The following is a 16,874-nucleotide window of genomic DNA, read 5'->3' as shown; positions in this document are numbered from 1 at the left end:
GCGGTGATCAGGACTTGCGCAGCGTGTACTGCACGACGTCGGTATTGGCCTGGGTGAAAGCCGCTTCGCAGTAGGCCAGATAGAACTCCCATATGCGGATAAACCTTTTGTCAAACCCGAGTTGAAGCACCCGTGACTCTTGCGCCATGAACTGGTCCCGCCACAGCTTGAGGGTGTGGGCGTAGTCCTGACCGAAGGAAAATTCATCGATCACTTCCAGACCTGCCGCTTTCGCCTGGGCCCGGAATTCTTTCGGGCAGGGCAGGCAGCCGCCGGGGAAGATGTATTGCTGGATGAAATCGGTGGAAGAGACGTAGCGTTCAAACAGGTTGTCGGCGATGACGATGCTCTGGATGCAGGCACGGCCGCCCGGCTTGAGCAGGCGCGCGACGGTCTGGAAGTAGTCGGGCCAATATTCACGGCCCACGGCCTCGACCATTTCGATGGAGCAGATGGCGTCAAAGGTTTCGCTGTCGCCGGTCTTGCCGATGTCGCGATAGTCCTGCAAACGCAAGTCATGGGTGGCCCCCACGCTGGCCACTGCGTGTGCCTCCGGCGCTTCGCTGCCCCTGTCACCAGGAAGAGGGGCTGTGCTTGCTTGGGGCAGCCCTGCGCGGCGCACGCCTAAGCGATCCAGACGCTCTTGAGCCCAGGCCAGCTGTTCGGTGCTCAGCGTGACGCCAACGATGGAGGCGTCAAACTCGGTGGCCGCCATTTCGGCCAGCGCGCCCCAGCCGCAGCCGATTTCCAGCACGCGGTCGCCAGCCTTCACGCCAGCCAGGCGCAGCGCGCGACGCACTTTGGCATCTTGCGCATCCTTCATCGAGGTCTCGGGCGTGGCAAAAATTGCTGACGAATAGTTCATCGTGCCGTCCAGCCAAAGCTCATAAAAAGCATTGCCCAGGTCGTAATGTGCGTGGATGTTTTTCTGGCTGTTGGTCTTGGTGTTGCGGTTCAGCAGGTGTTTGATGCGGTAGGCGAAGCGCCCGAGCCAGGTGCCGTAGATCACATCTTCGACTTCCTGGCGGTTTCGGATCAGCACGCTGAGCAGGTCATTCAGATTTTGCGTGGTCCAGTCTCCGGCGATAAAACTTTCGGCAAACCCGATGTCGCCCGATTTCAGGGCGGCGCCGCAGACGTTCCAGTTGTGCAGGCGCAAGCTGGCCACAGGGGCTTCACCCGAACCAAAATGCCGGGTTGAACCGTCGGGCAGTTGCACATGCAGCGTGCCGTGTTTCAGGCGCGTCAGCAACTGCAACACCGTGCGTGCGGCGGCGGGCGCACCCCCCGGCAGCGCCAGCGATGCCAGGGTTGAGGACACACACGAAGCGGTGGAAGAAGAAGGGTTGCTTGCAGTATTCATCGGGTGACAAAGCGTTGGGGTGGCTCGGGTTTTCGGACAAAGGGGACACGCTTGCACCACAGCCTGAAGGCTTGCCAGTGAATGCGCGCGACGACGCCGAAGGTCATGGCTGGGTGTCGCCACAGGGCGCGGCGCAGGCTTTGGATGCTGAGCGGAACCAGCGAGCCGCTGACGCTGGTTTCCAGCAGCGGTCCGTCAGCGTCGTCATAGTCGATGCGGGCAACGGTTTTCTGCAGGCCGTCGTTGTTGATGCGCATGAAACGGAAGCGGTAACGTCCTTCGAGCGTGCAGAACGGCGAGACATGAAACACTTTGTCCGCGCTGAGTTCCTGACCGTAGTGCGGACGGTCCAGCAAATAACAATGGCGCTCGCCAAAGGTGTTGTTGACCTCAACCACGATGGCGCGCAGGCTGCCGTCGATGTGGTGGCAGTACCAGAAACTCACCGGCTTGAAGGTGTGACCGAAAATGCGCGGGTAGGTGTGCAGCCAGAGTTCGCCGCCGGCATCGCTGATGCCCTCGCTTCGCAGCAGCTCATCAAGCCAGCTCACGCAGTCGAGGCGACCGTCGCCGTGGTCCGTGTCAAAAAAACTCAGTACGCTGCGGCGATTACGCGCGAGCGCGCCATCGCCGTGGGCCCGCATGCTGCGAAGCGGCAGCATCAAAAAATAGGTGGGATAGGCAAAGGCGTTGCGGGCCGGCTTCAGCCGTCTGTGCCGCACCTGGCCGAAACCAATGAGAGGTACTCCCACGCTCCGCACTGACGTGTTATCGCTGCCGCCTGAGGAGGCGCTACGCCTGCGGCCCGGCAAAGCCGTCTCCGTGGCTCCGGCGGGTGCAGACGGCGTCCAAGCGCTTGTCGCAGGGGTAATCATGCGGTGATCCCCGCGCAGTCGCCCCGCACCAGGCGAGCCACTTCCAGGCCCGACTTGAGACCATCCTCATGAAAACCGTAGCCAGCCCAGGCGCCGCAGAAATAGCTGTGCTGCCGGCCTTGCAGGCCGGGCAGGGCTTGCTGGGCGCGTATCGCCGCAGCGTCAAACACCGGATGTGCGTAGTCAAATTCAGCCATCACCAGATTACGCGCTATCGCTTGCACCGGATTCAGGGAGACCACCACCGGCTGCTCGAAGGGAAGCGGTTGCAGCATGTTGAGCAGGTAGTGCAGGCAGACTTGGTTGGACTCGCGCCGGCCATCCCGTGCGCGTTCGTAATTCCACGCTGCCCAGGCCAGCTTGTTGGCCGGCAGCACCGAGGTGTCGGTGTGCAGCACTGCGCGGTTCGGCTGGTAGTTGATGGCACCGAGCACGGCGCGTTCGCCGGGAGCGGCATCGGCCAGCAGGGCCAGCGACTGGTCAGAATGAGCCGCCAGCACCACCTTGTCAAAAATTTCGACCTGGCCTTGGGCAATAATTTTCACGCCGCCTTGCATCAAGCCGGCATCGCGCTCAATGCGTTCCACAGGCATGTTCAGGCGTTTGTCGGCGATGTTGGCGATGATTTTTTCAACGTAATTTCGCGCGCCACCCGTCACCGTCCACCACTGTGGCCGGTCCGTCACCTGGATCAGACCATGGTTGTGACAGAAGCGGATCATGGTGGCGACCGGGAACTGCAGCATCTGGTCGGTCGGGCAGGACCAGATGCAACCGAGCATGGGCAGGAAGTACCAGTCGCGAAATTCGTCTGAAAACCTGCCTTCCTTGAGGAAGTCACCCAGCGGCTGCAGCATGGCGGCCTCGGCGTGGCTCTCGGCCAGTGCGCTGGCGAGGCGGTTGAAACGCATGATGTCGCGCAACATGCGCAAAAATTTCCAGTTCAGCAGGTTGCCGCGCTGCGCAAACACCGTGTTGAGGCTGGAGCCGCTCCATTCGAGCGCGCGCCCTTCAATGGCACCGGGTACCTTGACCGAAAACGACATGTCCGATTTGGCGGTTGCCACGCCCAGCTCGGCAAAAAGCCGGATCAGGTTCGGGTAAGTGCGCTCGTTGAAAACCAGAAAGCCGGTGTCCACGCCATGGGTGACCGATCCTTGCGATGTCGGTAGAGTGACATCAACGGTGTGGGTGTGGCCGCCGAAATAGGCGCCGGCTTCAAACAGGGTGATGTCGGCCTGGCCCTGAAGGGCATGGGCCACTGCAAGGCCTGAAATGCCGGAGCCGACGATGGCGACCCGTGGGCGGGCGGGTGAAGAGAGGCTGGAAGAAACCATCTCAGCCGCCGGAAGATAAAAATGCTGCGGAGCGCCCCGGCGCGAACAAGGGAGGGAGGGAGGAGGAGAACCGCCCCGGGATTGCATCCTGGCCGCAAGGGCCTGGAAGTCTTCGCAACAAAAAAACGGTGTGATCGGAACAGCGCCGTGGGCGCTGCAACGATATCTGTCTGAGCTGACTCACATGCGCGCGGTTCCCCAACAATGCAATCGGCATCGCGTAAAGATTTGTTAATGGGGTCGTTGGCACGGTGGAAAAACAGTCTGGTAATAACAAGTCGAAAGGTTTAAATGGCCGAGATTGATACCTATTGGTCGAATTATTACCGATTGGTAATTATTTTGCCAGCAACTTTTTCTCGATTTCTTTCAAAAAGGCCGAATTGCCGGGATCGACGCTGGTGTCGAAGCTGCTTACTTGTTGTCCATCGCGGGATATCAGGTATTTGTGGAAATTCCATCGCGGCGCGCTGCCCGTCCTCTCGGCCAGTTGTTTGAACAGGGGGTTGGCTGCTTTGCCGCTGACGCTGGACTTGGCAAACATCGGGAACTTCACGCCGAAGGTGTTCTCGCAAAAATCGGCAATTTCCTTGTTACTGCCGGTTTCCTGGGAGAAGTCGTTGGAAGGAAAACCCAGCACTACCAGGCCCTGGTCGCGGTATTTGGCATACAGCGCCTCCAGGCCTTTGTATTGAGTAGTGAAGCCGCAAAAGCTCGCGGTGTTGACTACCAACAGCACTTTGCCACTGTATTGACACAGGGACTGAGCCCTTTCATCCTGGAGCCGCAAAAAGTTGTGCTGCAGCAAAGGCTCGCAGGAGGCAGTTGTTGCGGTGCCCGGCTTGGGTGCGGCAGTCACGGCATGGGCTGGTGTCAGCAAAGCGCCACCCAGCATGGCCGTGGTCAGGATGGCCTTGAATAAAACAGGGTTCATGGTGTTGTCACTTTTAAAAAGGCGGGGTGGCTGAAAGATGAGCGTGCAAAAAATACGCGGCATCGGCCGGATCAGATTCATGGTGCGGGGGGCTTAAGCGAGCGCGGGAAATTGGCTGCTATCCAAGCCGCCGCAAACCGTGTAAAACAATTAAAGAGGCTAAACAGCCATCAACCCGCATGAAATGGCATCAAAAACCATTTTGAGCGATTTGTCATATTCGCCGCATAAAATCGGCTTGAATCTAAGTCGGCGAGTGCCGCGTAAGGAGTCTCATGCTTTACCCAGAACTTTTCAAACAGCTCGAATCCGTCCGCTGGGACATGGACAAGGATATTCCGTGGGCCAGTTTTGACGCCTCCAAGCTCACCGACGAGCAGGCGCAGACGATCAAGATGAATGCCATCACCGAGTGGTCTGCCTTGCCGGCCACAGAGATGTTTTTACGCGACAACAAGGACGACAGCGATTTCTCCGCCTTCATGTCGATCTGGTTTTTTGAAGAGCAGAAACACTCGCTGGTGTTGATGGAATACCTGCGGCGTTTTCGCCCGGAGCTGGCCCCGACTGAAAAAGAGTTGCATGAAGTGCGCTTTGAATTTGAGCCGGCACCTGCGCTGGAAACCCTGATGCTGCATTTCTGCGGTGAGATCCGCCTGAACCACTGGTACCGTCGTGCCAGCGAGTGGCACACCGAACCGGTCATCAAGCAGATATACACGCAGCTCAGTCAGGACGAGGCGCGCCACGGCGGTGCCTACCTGCGCTACATGAAGCGCGCGATCAACAACTTTGGCAACGATGCCAGGGCAGCCTTCACCAAAGTGGGTGTGCTCATGGCCAGTGCCCGCCGCACCGCGCAGGCACTGCACCCGACCAACCTGCATGTGAACAAGGATCTGTTTCCGCGCGACACCATCCAGTCGCGCCTGCCCAATCCTGAGTGGCTGGAACACTGGCTGGACAAGCAGATCAACTTCGACGCGGTCTGGGAAGGCAAGGTCGTTGAGCGCATCCTGCACAACATGAGCCTTCTGATGAACCAGAGCTTCAAGACCGTGCAAGAGCTCAACCGCTACCGCAAGGAACTTGGCAAGGAAATCACGGCGTCCATGGCCGTCAAGCCGGCGTCCACCAGCCCTTGATGCCGGACTTTCGCTGGCCGAGCTTCTTCGGGGGGCGGAAGCCGGGCCGTCGCACGCGGCGCGCAGGTGTTTGCATTTGCCGAGGCAAGCGACCGGCAAGCCGGCTTTTAGGATCAACTCGTCCGGACCCTGCAGATGCTGGATCAGCATCTTTCCCATGCTGGTTTCACGCGCCTGCATGTTCGGCGTGCAGATTTTCGTCGGCGATTTCCAGTATAAAAATTGCTGGACGTGGCGAGGCGCTGATGGATCGGCGACGATGACGCACTCTTCCGCTAAAGTTGGCCAATGCACAGCGCGCCACTACCCCCGCATTTTCTGCAAAAAATCGTTTCCCGCGAAGCGGCAGCCCAAGCGCTGGCTGATTTGCCGCGGCCCATCGTTTTTACCAACGGCGTATTTGACGTTTTGCACCGGGGTCATGTCACCTACCTCGCCACGGCGCGTGCACTGGGCGGCAGCCTGGTGGTGGCGCTGAACACAGACAAATCAGCCAGGCGGCTGGACAAAGGGCCGGACCGGCCGCTGAACAACGAACAAGACCGGGCCGTCCTGCTGGCGGCGCTGGAGTCTGTCAGTCTGGTGACCTGGTTTGACGATGACACGCCCCTGGAACTCATCACCGAGCTCAAGCCCGATGTGCTGGTCAAGGGCGGCGACTACGACATGGACAAGCTGGCCGAATCGGCTGTGGTGAAGAGTTATGGCGGAACGGCGCTGGCCATCTCCTTTGTCGATGGGTATTCGACAAGCGCCCTGGTGCAAAAAATCCGGGCCAGCTGAGCCAGAACGTCTCCCGGCGCGCAGCCGAAGACTCCGCACGGCCTTCCGCCCGGAATCTTTGATCGTTTCGGCGCTTGTCCCATAGCCCACGCGCATATTTCGCTATTATTTTGGTAGCACTGGTACGGGTTCAGCCAGACCGCGGTCCGCTGCCTGCGTGCTCGGCGGCTTGCCGCGCAGCTTGCCTGTCATGCGGCCGAACCACAGCCCGATGTCGTCCACATAGGTGAACACTGCCGGTATCACCAGCAAGCTCAAAAATGTGGAGGTGATCAGCCCGCCGATGACGGCGACCGCCATGGGCGAGCGAAAGCTGCTGTCTGCAGAGCCCCAGCCAAAAGCAATCGGCATCATGCCGGCACCCATGGCAATGGTGGTCATGACAATCGGCCTGGCCCGTTTATGACAGGCGTCCAGCAGGGCGTCCATGCGCGACATGGGCGGCTGCTCGGGTTGACTTTCGGTGGCAGCGCGGCCCCGGCGAGCCTCGATGGCGTATTCAACCAGCAAGATAGAGTTTTTGGTGGCCACACCCATCAGCATGATCAAACCAATCAGCGAAGGCATGGAAAACGATTTCTGCGCAATCAACAGACCGACAAACGCACCACCCAAAGACAATGGCAGCGCGGCCAGAATCGTGACCGGGTGCAGAAAGTTTTTAAACAGCAGTACCAGCACGATGTAGATACACAACACGCCAGTGAGCATGGCCAACCCGAAGCTGGCAAACAACTCGCCCATCACTTCGGCGTCGCCAATCACCACTTGCTTCACGCCTGCCGGCAGGTTCACGATGGCGGGCAATTTCTCCACGGCTGTACTCACGTCGCCGAGAGCAAGCCCCGAAAGTTCGACCTCAAACTGCACGTTGCGGGACCGGTTGAACCGGTCAATCACGGCCGGGCCGCCGGCCATCTCGACCTTGGCCACCTGGCCCAGCATGACGGGTCCGACACCCGGCTTGGTGCTGGGCACCATCAGGCGCTCAAGCGTTGCCAGGTCGGATTTGGCATCGTCGGCCAGGCGAACCACGATGGGGATCTGGCGCTGCGACAGGTTCAGCTTGGGCAGCGCGGCGTTGTAGTCGCCCACGGTGGCGATGCGCAGTGTCTCGCCAATAGCCGCACTGGTGACGCCCAGGTCGGCCATGCGCGCAAAGTCGGGCCGCACCGTCACTTCAGGGCGCACCAGCGAGGCGCTGGAGGCGACAGAGCCGAGGCCGGGAATGGTGCGCAGGTCTTTTTCCAGCGCCGCTGCCGCGCCGGCCAGCGCCATCGCGTCTTCGCCGGTCAGCGCCAGAATGTACTTCTCGCCGGAGCCGCCCAGACCGACTTTGCTGCGCACCCCGGGGAGGTTCTCCAGTGCTTTTCGGATGTCGTTTTCAATGCCCTGCTTGCGTGGCCGTTCGCCACGCTCTGTCAGCAAAATGGTGAGTGTGGCTTTGCGGGTTTCAGCGGCGCCGCCGGGCGCAAACGGGTCACTTCCGGCCGCGCCGCCACCGATGGTGGTGTACACACTTTTGACATGGGGCACACGGGCAATCAGGGTGCGCGCCCGCTCGGCGGCCACTTTTGTCTCAGCCAGACGGGTGCCGGGAGGCAACTCCAGGTAGACCTGGGTTTGCGAGTTGTCATCGGGTGGCACAAAACCGGTGGGCAGCAGCGGAATCAGCATCAGGGAGCCGATGAAGAAGGCGCCAGCTGCGAGGCTGGTGATGAGCCGGTGCTTGATGCACCAGTTGCTGGCGCGCATGTACCAGCGCATCACCGCACCGTCCTTCTCAACATAGTTGACGATCGGTTTGAGGATGTAGGCCGCCATCATGGGGGTGAGCATGCGGGCCACCACCAGCGAAGCAAACACCGCGAGTGCCGCCGTCCAGCCAAACTGCTTGAAGAACTTGCCCGCAATGCCGCTCATGAAGGCGGTCGGCAAAAAAACTGCAATCAGCGTGAAGGTTGTGGCAATCACGGCCAGGCCGATTTCATCGGCAGCTTCCATTGCCGCCTGATACGGTGTCTTGCCCATGCGCAGGTGGCGCACGATGTTTTCCACCTCCACAATCGCGTCGTCCACCAGAATGCCGATCACCAGACTGAGCGCCAGAAGGGTCACGATGTTGATCGAAAACCCGAGGTAGTTCATGCCGATAAAAGCCGGAATCACCGACAGCGGCAACGCGACCGCCGAGACAAAAGTAGCGCGCCAGTCACGCAAAAACAGCCAGACCACCAACACCGCCAGCAAGCCGCCTTCAATCAGCAAGGTCAGCGAGGCGCTGTACTCTTCTTCCACCGGTGTCACAAAGTCAAAAGCCTCGGTCAACTCAATGTCGGGGTGGCTCAGCTGCAGGGTTTTCAGGGCGGCGCGCACGCCGCGACCTGCTTCCACCTCGCTGGCGCCCTTGCTGCGCGCAACTTCAAAACCCACCACGGGTACGCCGTTGAGGAGCGCGGTCGAGCGTTGTTCGGCGACGGTGTCCTGCACATCGGCGACCTGGCCCAGGCGCAGCTTGCGGCCGTCACCCAGCGCCAGCTCCAGCGAAGCCAGCTCGGCCGCTGATTTGACGGTGGCCAGAGTCCGCACCGGTTGCTCGCTGGTGCCCAGGTCGGTACGGCCACCAGCGGTGTCCATCTGCACTTGGCTGAGCTGGCGCGAGATGGTGGAAGCACTCACGCCAAGCGAGGCCATTTTGGCGGTGTCCAGCGCGATGCGCACTTCGCGGCTGACGCCGCCGACGCGGGTGACCGCACCCACACCGGGCACGGCCAACAGCCGGCGGGTCAAAGTGTCGTCGACAAACCAGGAGATGGCTTCATCGTCCATCGCCTTGCTGCGGATGGTGTAGGCCAGCACTGGCGAGGCCGCCAGATTGACTTTGCTGACGATGGGGTCGCGCACGTCCGAGGGCAGGTCGGCCCGCACCTGCTGCACGGCGGAGCGCACCTCATCAAGCGCTTCCTGGGTTGATTTTTCCAGGCGGAACTCGGCCGTGATGGTGGCCGCGCCGTCCTGCACCTTGGTGTAGATGTTCTTCAGGCCCTGCAAGGATGCGATGGCGTTCTCAAGCTTTCGAGCGACATCGGTCTCCAGTTGTGCTGGCGATGCGCCCGGCAAGCTGGCCGATATCACGATGTTGGGCACATCGAGGTCCGGAAAGTTTTGCACCTTCATGTTCTGGTAGCTGAGCAAGCCGGCAAAACACAGCATCACAAAAAACATAATTGCGGGAATCGGGTTGCGGATGCACCAGGCGGAAACATTCATGCTTTTCTCCGGCAATTTGCTAGTAGGCTGAATCAGTGAAATCGCTGGCAAGCGGCTGCCCAGCGGTGTGCCGGGCAAGGCGCAAAGCACAGGCGGGCCCGCAGGCCCGGCGCGCATTTGCAACGCCGCAGGGCGCGGCGAGGGGCGGTCGAGTGACAGTGAATTTCATTGATTCAGCCTACTGATTATTTGCTAGCTGCTTGCGCAGGAGGAGCGGGGGCTACGGTCTTGTTGGGCTCTGCGGTCGGGGCTGCAGATGCGACTAGCGCAACGGTGTCGCCGTCGGCCAGAAAGGCCGCGCCTCCGGCCACATAACGCTCACCGGCCAGGACGCCCTGGGTGATCTCCACGGCGTCGCCGAGACGGCGGCCGGTCTGCAGCTTGACCTGCGTGACCTTGTTGCCGGGCTCAATGCGCATCGCGTAGGTAAAGCCGTCGCGCAGCACCAGGGCCTGCTGCGGTAGTGTCAGTGCATCGGTTGCGCCCAATTCAAATTCGCCCTGTGCAAACATGCCGGCCTTGACGCCGGGGCTTCGCGCCAGGTCAACGTACACCAGCGCGTTGCGGGTCAGCGGATCGACCGTCGGCGCTACCACGCGCACCGTGCCTTGCACCTGTGTGCCGCTGGCGGCTGTCACCTGCGCATTCGCGCCCGGCTTGATGCGGGTCACCTCGTCGCTGGTGACCTCGGCGCGCCACTCCAGCCGGCCGCCGCGGATCATGCGAAACAGCTCGGTGCCCGCGCCCACCACCGCGCCCACCGTGGCGTTGCGTGCCGAGATCACGCCGTTGTCGGGCGCCAGCACCTGCGTGTTGCCGCCGCGCAGTTGCTGCGCGTCCAGCACCGCCTGCGCTGCGGCCACACGTGCCCTGGCGGTCTGTTCACTGGTGTTGTACTGGTTGATCTGCTGCGTGCTCAGCGCGCCGGAGTTTTGCAGGCTGCGCGCGCGTTCGGCATTGCCCGCAGCGTCCGCTGCCGTGGCCTGCGCCTCCACCAGCGTGGCGCGCGCTTGCGCCACGTCGGCCTGAACGCTGTCGCCCGAAAAGCGCGCCAGCACCTGCCCGGCCCTGACCGTGTCGCCGACATTGACCAGCACCTGCGTCAGGCGCAGGTTGCTCGATTCAGAGCCGATGATGGCCTCCTGCCAGGCCACGATGTTGCCATTCGCGACTAGCTTGATCGGCAGGCGGGTCTGCGCGGGCTGGACCGCCGTCACCGTCAGCGCCGCTTTGGGCGCGGCTGCCGCAGGCTCGGCCTTGTTCCCGGATTTGGAGGAAAAAATGGCAATGGCCCCCGCCACCAGGGCGAGGCCAGCTATCAAAACAATAGCGACTGGTTTGAGCTTGAATTTTTTCATGATGTTGTCGTTGATTCAGAGGTGATGCGAATCAGGGCTGCCGTGGTGTGCTGCCGGTGACGACAGCCGGGCCACCAGGTCCTTCCAGTTCACGCGTCCAGCCGCCGCCCATGGCGCGGTACAACGCCACCCAGGCCGAGGAGCGTTCGCGCTGCAGGCTCAAGAGGGCGGTTTCGGCGGCCAGTTGCGTGCGCCGGCTGTCTTCCAGGTCGACCAGGCTGGCGAGCCCGTTTTTATACAGCGCCTCGGTGCCAGCAAAGGCGGCCCGGTAACCTTCGGCAGCAATACGTGCATCTTCGCCGCGGGCGGCGGTGCTTTGCAGCGTGACCAGTGCCTCTTCGACCTCGCGCACCGCCTGCCGGACCCGGCCACGGTAGACGGCGGCGGCTTCGTCGTAACGGGCCTGGGCGGCTTCGGCATCGGCGGCACGCCGGCCGCCGTCAAACAGCGGCAGGCTGAGCGCCAGCGGGCCAATGGACCAGGTGTTGAAGTCGGTGCTGACGCTGCCGCTGCGGAAGGTGTTGGCCGCGACCGAGCCGTTGAGCGTCAGGCGCGGGTAACGCGCGGCCTGCGCGCTGCCGACATCGGCGCTGGCGGCGGCGACTTCGCGCTCGGCGCTAAACACGTCGGGGCGCTGCGCGAGGGCCTGCGCGGGTACGTTCGCTATCAAAACAGTAGCTGTTTGCGCAGGACGGGTGGGGGCTGAGGCCAGTTTTTGCCTCAATTCGGGCTCGGGCATGCTGCTCAATGCCACCAGCGCCTTGATGTCCAGTTCACACAGTGCCGCCTGCTGGGTGGCGCGGCTGTTGGCGTCGGCGGCACTGGCGCGGCCCAGCGCCGCGGTGGCCGGCGCGGTGAAGCCGGCGTCGGCACTGAGCTGTGCCAGCCGCCCTGTCTCCGCGCGTGATGCGGCGTCGGAGCGTGCCACCCGCAGCAACTGCCCGCAGGTTCGCAAACCGTAGTACTGATTGGCCGTCTCGGCCGCCACCAGCACCCGTGCGTCGTGCCACTGGGCCTGCGCGCCTTCGTAACGCAGTTGCGCCGCGTCGCGGCTGTCACGCCGGCCGCCGAACACATCAAGCTCCCAGGCGGTTTGCAGGCCGAGCTGGGAGCTGGTGCCCACCGGCGCGCGTGCCGCGGTCACCGGCTGGCTGCGGCCGCGGCTGACGCTGGCCGACGCATCGAGCGAGGGCAGCAGCGCCGCGCCGGCCGCCACGCGGCTGGCGCGCGACTGCTCTATGCGCGAACGCGCGCTGGCGACCGAGGGGCTGACGGCCTGCGCCGCGTTGATCAACTCCACCAGCAAGGGGTCGCCCTGCTGCTCCCACCAGCGGCTCAGGTCGGTCAGTGTGCCCTGATGTGGCAAGCCCGCCACCGGCTGGATACCGGGCAGCGGCGCCATCCATTGGGTCGGCAGATTCGTGGAGACGGCGGACGGCGGCGACTGCAGCGCGCAGGCAGACAGCAGCAGCGGCGCCAGGGCCAGGGGGATGAAGCGGAGTTTTTTCATGAAGTTTTTTTCTTGTCAACAGGCAGCCGACGCCGTGCGGCCTCGACCGCTATCATGGCCTCGGCAAAGTCCGCCAGGCGGATGGCCCACAGGTCGATGGCTTTGGGTGTGGCGATCAGCTGGGGCCGCACGTTTTCAATCACATCGCGGCTGATGAACATCTGCATCGCCAGCGCGGCGATGGAAAAAGCCAGGCGGTGTACATCGTCATCTATTTTGGTGACACGCAGATGGCGGCCCAGCACTTCGGTCAGCGCGACGTGGGCCGGCTTGATGTTGTTGTTGATCTGCTCGGCCCACAGACCGGTCGGCTCCAGCATCTCGCGGAAATGCAGGCGGGTGATCTGCTGCGCCATGTCGCCCTGTTTCAGCGGTTCGAGAAAGCCAGCGATAAATCCTTCCAGGGCTTCGCGCAAGCTCAGGTGTGCCGGCTGGTATCTGGAGATGTCGTCGCAGGGGACGCCCAGCGGCTCGGTGAACACGCTGCGGTACAGCCCGGCCTTGTCACCGAAGTAATAACTGATGGCCGCCACATTGGCGCCGGCCGCCTGCGCAATGTCACGCGTCGAGGTTTTGGAGAAGCCCTTTTCGGCGAACAGCCTCAGCGCGGTCAGCAGCAGGTGGGCTCTGGCTTCAGCGCCGTCGGAGCGTTGCTTGCGTGTATCCTGGCTGCGGTTGCCGGCCGGCGAGGCGGCGAGGAGGGCGGTTTTCATCTGGAAATTAAAACACAAAATTAAACAATTGATTTAATTAGGCCAATTGTTTCAATTGCGCACCGCTGACGGCAATGCCTCGGCCTAAAAATTCAAATCACAGGCTTGCGGGGCAATGCGAGCAACATTTACAGTGCTTTTACGCGACAACCGTTTTAATCAAAGGATGATCAAGCAACTGGTGACGAAAGATGTTTTATCTTTGGAGTGCATTGTGCTGGACGCCCCGGTGGTCTGGTGCGATCCGCGCCTGTTTGTGCAGACCTTGAGCAATTTGCTGGACAACGCTTTGCGTTACATCCCGGCTGGCAGCACCATCCGTGTCGTCGTCACGGTAAGCAATACGCACTGGCAACTGGCAATGGCAGACAACGGGCCGGGACTGCCGCCAGGGCATGAGCGCGATGTTTTCAAAAAGTTTTACCGCGGCCGCGCTGAGCCTGCAGGCGCCGGAACCGGGCTCGGGCTGGCCATTTGTGCGGCAGTGGCGCGGCTGCATCAGGGCTCGATAGACGCGACCAACCACGGCGGTGCGCATTTTGAACTCCGCTTGTCGCAACCGCCGCAGCCGGCCCCGCCAATGGACGAGGTGGCTTGGTGTCACAGCGCACTGCGGCCACGCGGGTTCTGTTGGTGGAAAACGAAGGGCCGATTCGCCGCTTTCTGGTCACTACTTTGGAATCCGAAGGGCATGAAGTTTTCGAGGCCGCCACCGCGGTGGAGGGAGAAACCCTCGCCGGCAACCGCCGCATTGATGTCTTCCTGATCGACCTGGGCCTGCCTGATCGCGACGGGGTCGAGTTGATAGGGCAGTTGCGCGCCTGAACGCAGCGGCCGATGCTGGTGCTGTCGGCGCGCTCCCACGAGCGGCAAAAGGTCGATGCCCTGGATGCTGGCGCAGACGACTACCTGACCAAACCTTTCGGTGTCGACGAGTTGCTTGCGCGCTTGCGGGTGGCGCTGCGCCATGCGGCGCAGACCACGCGGGCCGGCGAATCGATGTTGCGCATCGGTGATGTACGAATTGACCTCGAAACCAAAACCGTCCATCGCGCCGGTATGCTGGTGCGCCTGACCGCCACTGAGTGGCGTTTGCTTGAAGCGCTGGCCAAACGCGCCGACCGGGCGGTGACCTCGCACCAGTTGCTGCGCGAGGTGTGGGGTCCGGGGCATGCAGAGCGGGGCCATTACCCGCGTATTTATATCCGCCAGCTGCGCCAGAAACTGGAGGTGCAGCCGGCCCGGCCGGCGCTGCTGCTGACCGAGACCAGCGTCGGCTACCGGCTGATGGTGCCCTCAGGAGAAACCCTTGAAGACCTCGCGCCCCTGTCTTAGAAGCCTGTCAGTCTTCTGTCGATGCGCGCGATTTCTTACCGGCCATTTACATCCTGCTGTATAAACCAGCACTGACTTGCCCACCACTGCCGGAGGTTCCCGCATTGAAGACGCTTCTTTCCCTTGCTCATCTGATCGACTGGGTCAACGACCGTTTTGCCACCCTTGCCAAGTGGGCGGTCGTCTTGGCATGCGTGATCAGCGCCGGCAATGCCATCCTGCGCTACAGCTTTGACCTCAGCTCAAATGCCTGGCTTGAAATCCAGTGGTACCTGTTTGCTGCGTGTGTGATGCTGGGCGCCGCCCAGGTGCTGCGCGTCAACGAGCATGTGCGGGTGGACGTGATCTATGGTCAGTTCGCCGGCCGTGGGCAGGTCTGGATTGACCTGTTTGGCCTGGTGTTTTTTCTGCTGCCGGTGATGGCCCTGATGATTTATTACTCCGCGCCGCTGTTTGTGCGCACCTTCGTGTCGCAGGAAATGTCCAACAACGCCGGTGGCCTGATGCGCTGGCCGGTCATTTTGATGATGCCGTTGGGCTTTACGCTGGTCTTGTTGCAGGGCCTGTCAGAGATCGTCAAGCGCATTGGCTGGCTCATGCATGTCCATGAGATGGACCTCCACTACGAGAGGCCACTTCAATGATGTTCCCCGCCGAACCACGCTGCCGGAGCCGGGTGACTGCCCGCGTCACCCAGTTGCGCCGGAGGACAGCATGAACATGCAGGACTTCGCGCCGCTGATGTTTGGCGGGCTGATTGTCGTCATGCTGATCGGCTTTCCGGTGGCTTTTTCGTTGTCGGCCCTGGGTTTGCTGTGCGGCTTCATTGCCATTGAAATGGGCTGGTTCCCCGCGGCCTTCATGGCCAACCTGCCTTTCAACGTGTTTGGCATCCTGTCCAACGAGCTGCTGCTTGCCATTCCGTTTTTTACGTTGATGGGCTCCATCCTGGAGAAATGCGGCTTGGCTGAAGACATGCTCGATTCGATGGGCCAGCTCTTTGGCCCCGCGCGCGGCGGGTTGGGTTATTCGGTCATCATCGTCGGCTTTATCCTCGGGGCCATCACCGGGACCGTGGCCGGACAAGTGATTGCGATGGCGATGATTTCGCTGCCGGTGATGATGCGTTACGGCTACAACATGCGTTATGCCACGGGCGTGCTGGCCGCATCCGGAACCATCACCCAGCTGGTGCCGCCTTCACTGGTACTGGTGGTGATGGCCGATCAGCTAGGGCAACCGGTCGGTGACATGTACAAGGGTGCCTGGGGGCCGTCCATCCTGCAGGTGCTGATTTTTGCCCTGTACACCTTCATCTTGACGCGCTTGCGGCCCGCTTACCTGCCCGGCTTGCCGGCGTCGGCCCGCACGCTGGACGGCTGGGCCTTGTGGAAAAAATGCCTGCGCGGCATCATCCCCTCGGCCATCCTGATCTTCGCCGTGCTGGGCAGCATGGGAGGTTTGCCAGGCATTAACACTGCAATTGCCACACCCACTGAGGCTGGGGCCATGGGCGCGGTGGGGGCCTTCCTCCTCGCGGCGCTTCACCGCCGCCTGTCCTGGCCCATGATCAAGGAGGGCATGACCGGCACCATGCGCATCACGGCGATGGTGGTGTTTATCCTGATTGGCTCACGGGTGTTTTCGCTGGTGTTTCAGGGGGTGGACGGCGCCGTCTGGGTTGAGCACATGCTGACCGGCCTGCCGGGCGGGCAGACCGGGTTTCTGATTGCTGTCAACATCTTCATTTTTTTCCTTGCCTTTTTCCTCGATTTCTTTGAGATCGCCTTCATCATCCTGCCGCTGCTGGGGCCAGTCGCCGAGAAGATGGGCATCAACATGATCTGGTTCGGCGTGCTGATTTGCGTCAACATGCAGACCAGCTTCATGCACCCGCCGTTTGGTTTTGCCCTGTTCTATCTGCGCGGCATTTCGGACACGCTGTTCAAAGCCGGTGCAATTCCGGTCAAGGTGGAGTCGAAAGACATTTATCTCGGCGCCATTCCGTGGGTGCTGCTGCAGTTGGTGCTGGTGGTGATCGTAATTTTTGTGCCCCAAACCGTGACGGTGTTCCTGGACAAGAAGGAGAACATCGACATCGACAAGGTACAAATTGAGATGCCGGTCGAGGAAGAAAACAATGCCACCGCCGAAGACGAGCAGAAAATCGTCGATGAACTTTTCAGGAACGCCGACAAACCCGGCGCAGCCACAGCACCCGCTTCGAAGCCCGACGGCGGCCAGAAATAAG

The 16,874-nt window shown here is 61.6% G+C and carries 12 protein-coding genes and 2 pseudogenes; 6 read left to right on the top strand and 8 right to left on the bottom strand.

Translation table 11 applies throughout. The features are described 5' to 3' along the window. Positions 1–7: 7 nt before the first annotated feature. The 4 genes from IEX16_RS02990 to IEX16_RS02975 all read right to left on the bottom strand — a co-directional run bounded on the left by IEX16_RS02990 (position 8) and on the right by IEX16_RS02975 (position 4,509). Positions 8–1,363 (bottom strand): SAM-dependent methyltransferase, encoded by a 1,356-nt coding sequence (locus IEX16_RS02990; RefSeq protein WP_188706468.1) that lies wholly within the window; start codon positions 1,361–1,363, stop codon positions 8–10. Continuing rightward, entirely contained in the window at positions 1,360–2,115 is a 756-nt protein-coding gene (locus IEX16_RS02985) for a DUF1365 domain-containing protein (RefSeq protein WP_229676143.1), read from the bottom strand. The genes IEX16_RS02990 and IEX16_RS02985 overlap by 4 nt, the downstream gene beginning before the upstream one ends. Before the next feature lie 119 nt (positions 2,116–2,234). Beyond that, the gene (locus IEX16_RS02980) at positions 2,235–3,575 is read right to left on the bottom strand and encodes an NAD(P)/FAD-dependent oxidoreductase (RefSeq protein ID WP_188706464.1); all 1,341 of its coding nucleotides are present in this window, start codon (positions 3,573–3,575) and stop codon (positions 2,235–2,237) included. A 337-nt stretch (positions 3,576–3,912) separates the two neighbouring features. Then, a complete protein-coding gene (locus tag IEX16_RS02975) occupies positions 3,913–4,509 on the bottom strand; it encodes a glutathione peroxidase (protein ID WP_188706462.1) in 597 nt (198 codons plus the stop codon). A 275-nt stretch (positions 4,510–4,784) separates the two neighbouring features. Between IEX16_RS02975 and IEX16_RS02970 the strand changes: the two genes are divergently transcribed. Both IEX16_RS02970 and rfaE2 read left to right on the top strand, forming a co-directional pair. After that, positions 4,785–5,654, top strand: a complete 870-nt coding sequence (locus IEX16_RS02970; RefSeq protein ID WP_188706460.1) for a ferritin family protein — start codon at positions 4,785–4,787, stop codon at positions 5,652–5,654. A gap of 288 nt (positions 5,655–5,942) precedes the next feature. Beyond that, complete coding sequence (rfaE2, locus tag IEX16_RS02965; protein WP_188706458.1) at positions 5,943–6,437, top strand: D-glycero-beta-D-manno-heptose 1-phosphate adenylyltransferase; 495 nt, start codon at positions 5,943–5,945, stop codon at positions 6,435–6,437. A gap of 105 nt (positions 6,438–6,542) precedes the next feature. Here rfaE2 and IEX16_RS02960 read toward each other — a convergent pair whose 3' ends face one another. The 4 genes from IEX16_RS02960 to IEX16_RS02945 form a co-directional block, all read right to left on the bottom strand. Beyond that, complete coding sequence (locus tag IEX16_RS02960) at positions 6,543–9,707, bottom strand: efflux RND transporter permease subunit (RefSeq protein ID WP_188706456.1); 3,165 nt, start codon at positions 9,705–9,707, stop codon at positions 6,543–6,545. 185 nt (positions 9,708–9,892) lie between these two features. Further along, positions 9,893–11,065: an efflux RND transporter periplasmic adaptor subunit gene (locus tag IEX16_RS02955; protein WP_188706454.1), complete on the bottom strand. Its 1,173-nt coding sequence runs from the start codon at positions 11,063–11,065 to the stop codon at positions 9,893–9,895. 31 nt (positions 11,066–11,096) lie between these two features. Continuing rightward, positions 11,097–12,575, bottom strand: a complete 1,479-nt coding sequence (locus IEX16_RS02950; RefSeq protein ID WP_188706452.1) for an efflux transporter outer membrane subunit — start codon at positions 12,573–12,575, stop codon at positions 11,097–11,099. Then, a complete protein-coding gene (locus IEX16_RS02945) occupies positions 12,572–13,288 on the bottom strand; it encodes a CerR family C-terminal domain-containing protein (protein ID WP_188706450.1) in 717 nt (238 codons plus the stop codon). Before IEX16_RS02945 ends, IEX16_RS02950 begins: the two co-directional genes overlap by 4 nt. 115 nt (positions 13,289–13,403) lie before the next feature. Here IEX16_RS02945 and IEX16_RS20335 point away from each other — a divergent pair. The 4 genes and pseudogenes from IEX16_RS20335 to IEX16_RS02925 all read left to right on the top strand — a co-directional run. Beyond that, a pseudogene (locus IEX16_RS20335) lies at positions 13,404–13,787 on the top strand (sensor histidine kinase); the annotation flags it as partial. 98 nt (positions 13,788–13,885) lie between these two features. Continuing rightward, positions 13,886–14,623, top strand: a pseudogene (locus tag IEX16_RS02935) (response regulator). A gap of 104 nt (positions 14,624–14,727) precedes the next feature. Next, positions 14,728–15,267, top strand: a complete 540-nt coding sequence (locus tag IEX16_RS02930; RefSeq protein ID WP_188706448.1) for a TRAP transporter small permease subunit — start codon at positions 14,728–14,730, stop codon at positions 15,265–15,267. A 70-nt stretch (positions 15,268–15,337) separates the two neighbouring features. After that, positions 15,338–16,873, top strand: a complete 1,536-nt coding sequence (locus IEX16_RS02925) for a TRAP transporter large permease (RefSeq protein ID WP_188706447.1) — start codon at positions 15,338–15,340, stop codon at positions 16,871–16,873. Position 16,874 lies beyond the last annotated feature (1 nt).

The sequence above is a fragment of the Polaromonas eurypsychrophila genome, assembly GCF_014641715.1.
GTDB classification, from domain to species: Bacteria; Pseudomonadota; Gammaproteobacteria; order Burkholderiales; family Burkholderiaceae_C; genus Polaromonas; species Polaromonas eurypsychrophila.
This window is presented reverse-complemented; position numbering and strand designations above follow the sequence as displayed.

Coding starts and splice junctions, on each gene's coding strand:
- IEX16_RS02950 (WP_188706452.1), bottom strand. CDS start 12,575: ATGAAAAAACTCCGCTTCATCCCCCTGGCCCTGGCGCCGCTGCTGCTG.
- rfaE2 (WP_188706458.1), top strand. CDS start 5,943: ATGCACAGCGCGCCACTACCCCCGCATTTTCTGCAAAAAATCGTTTCC.
- IEX16_RS02970 (WP_188706460.1), top strand. CDS start 4,785: ATGCTTTACCCAGAACTTTTCAAACAGCTCGAATCCGTCCGCTGGGAC.
- IEX16_RS02945 (WP_188706450.1), bottom strand. CDS start 13,288: ATGAAAACCGCCCTCCTCGCCGCCTCGCCGGCCGGCAACCGCAGCCAG.
- IEX16_RS02960 (WP_188706456.1), bottom strand. CDS start 9,707: ATGAATGTTTCCGCCTGGTGCATCCGCAACCCGATTCCCGCAATTATG.
- IEX16_RS02925 (WP_188706447.1), top strand. CDS start 15,338: ATGAACATGCAGGACTTCGCGCCGCTGATGTTTGGCGGGCTGATTGTC.
- IEX16_RS02980 (WP_188706464.1), bottom strand. CDS start 3,575: ATGGTTTCTTCCAGCCTCTCTTCACCCGCCCGCCCACGGGTCGCCATC.
- IEX16_RS02955 (WP_188706454.1), bottom strand. CDS start 11,065: ATGAAAAAATTCAAGCTCAAACCAGTCGCTATTGTTTTGATAGCTGGC.
- IEX16_RS02990 (WP_188706468.1), bottom strand. CDS start 1,363: ATGAATACTGCAAGCAACCCTTCTTCTTCCACCGCTTCGTGTGTGTCC.
- IEX16_RS02975 (WP_188706462.1), bottom strand. CDS start 4,509: ATGAACCCTGTTTTATTCAAGGCCATCCTGACCACGGCCATGCTGGGT.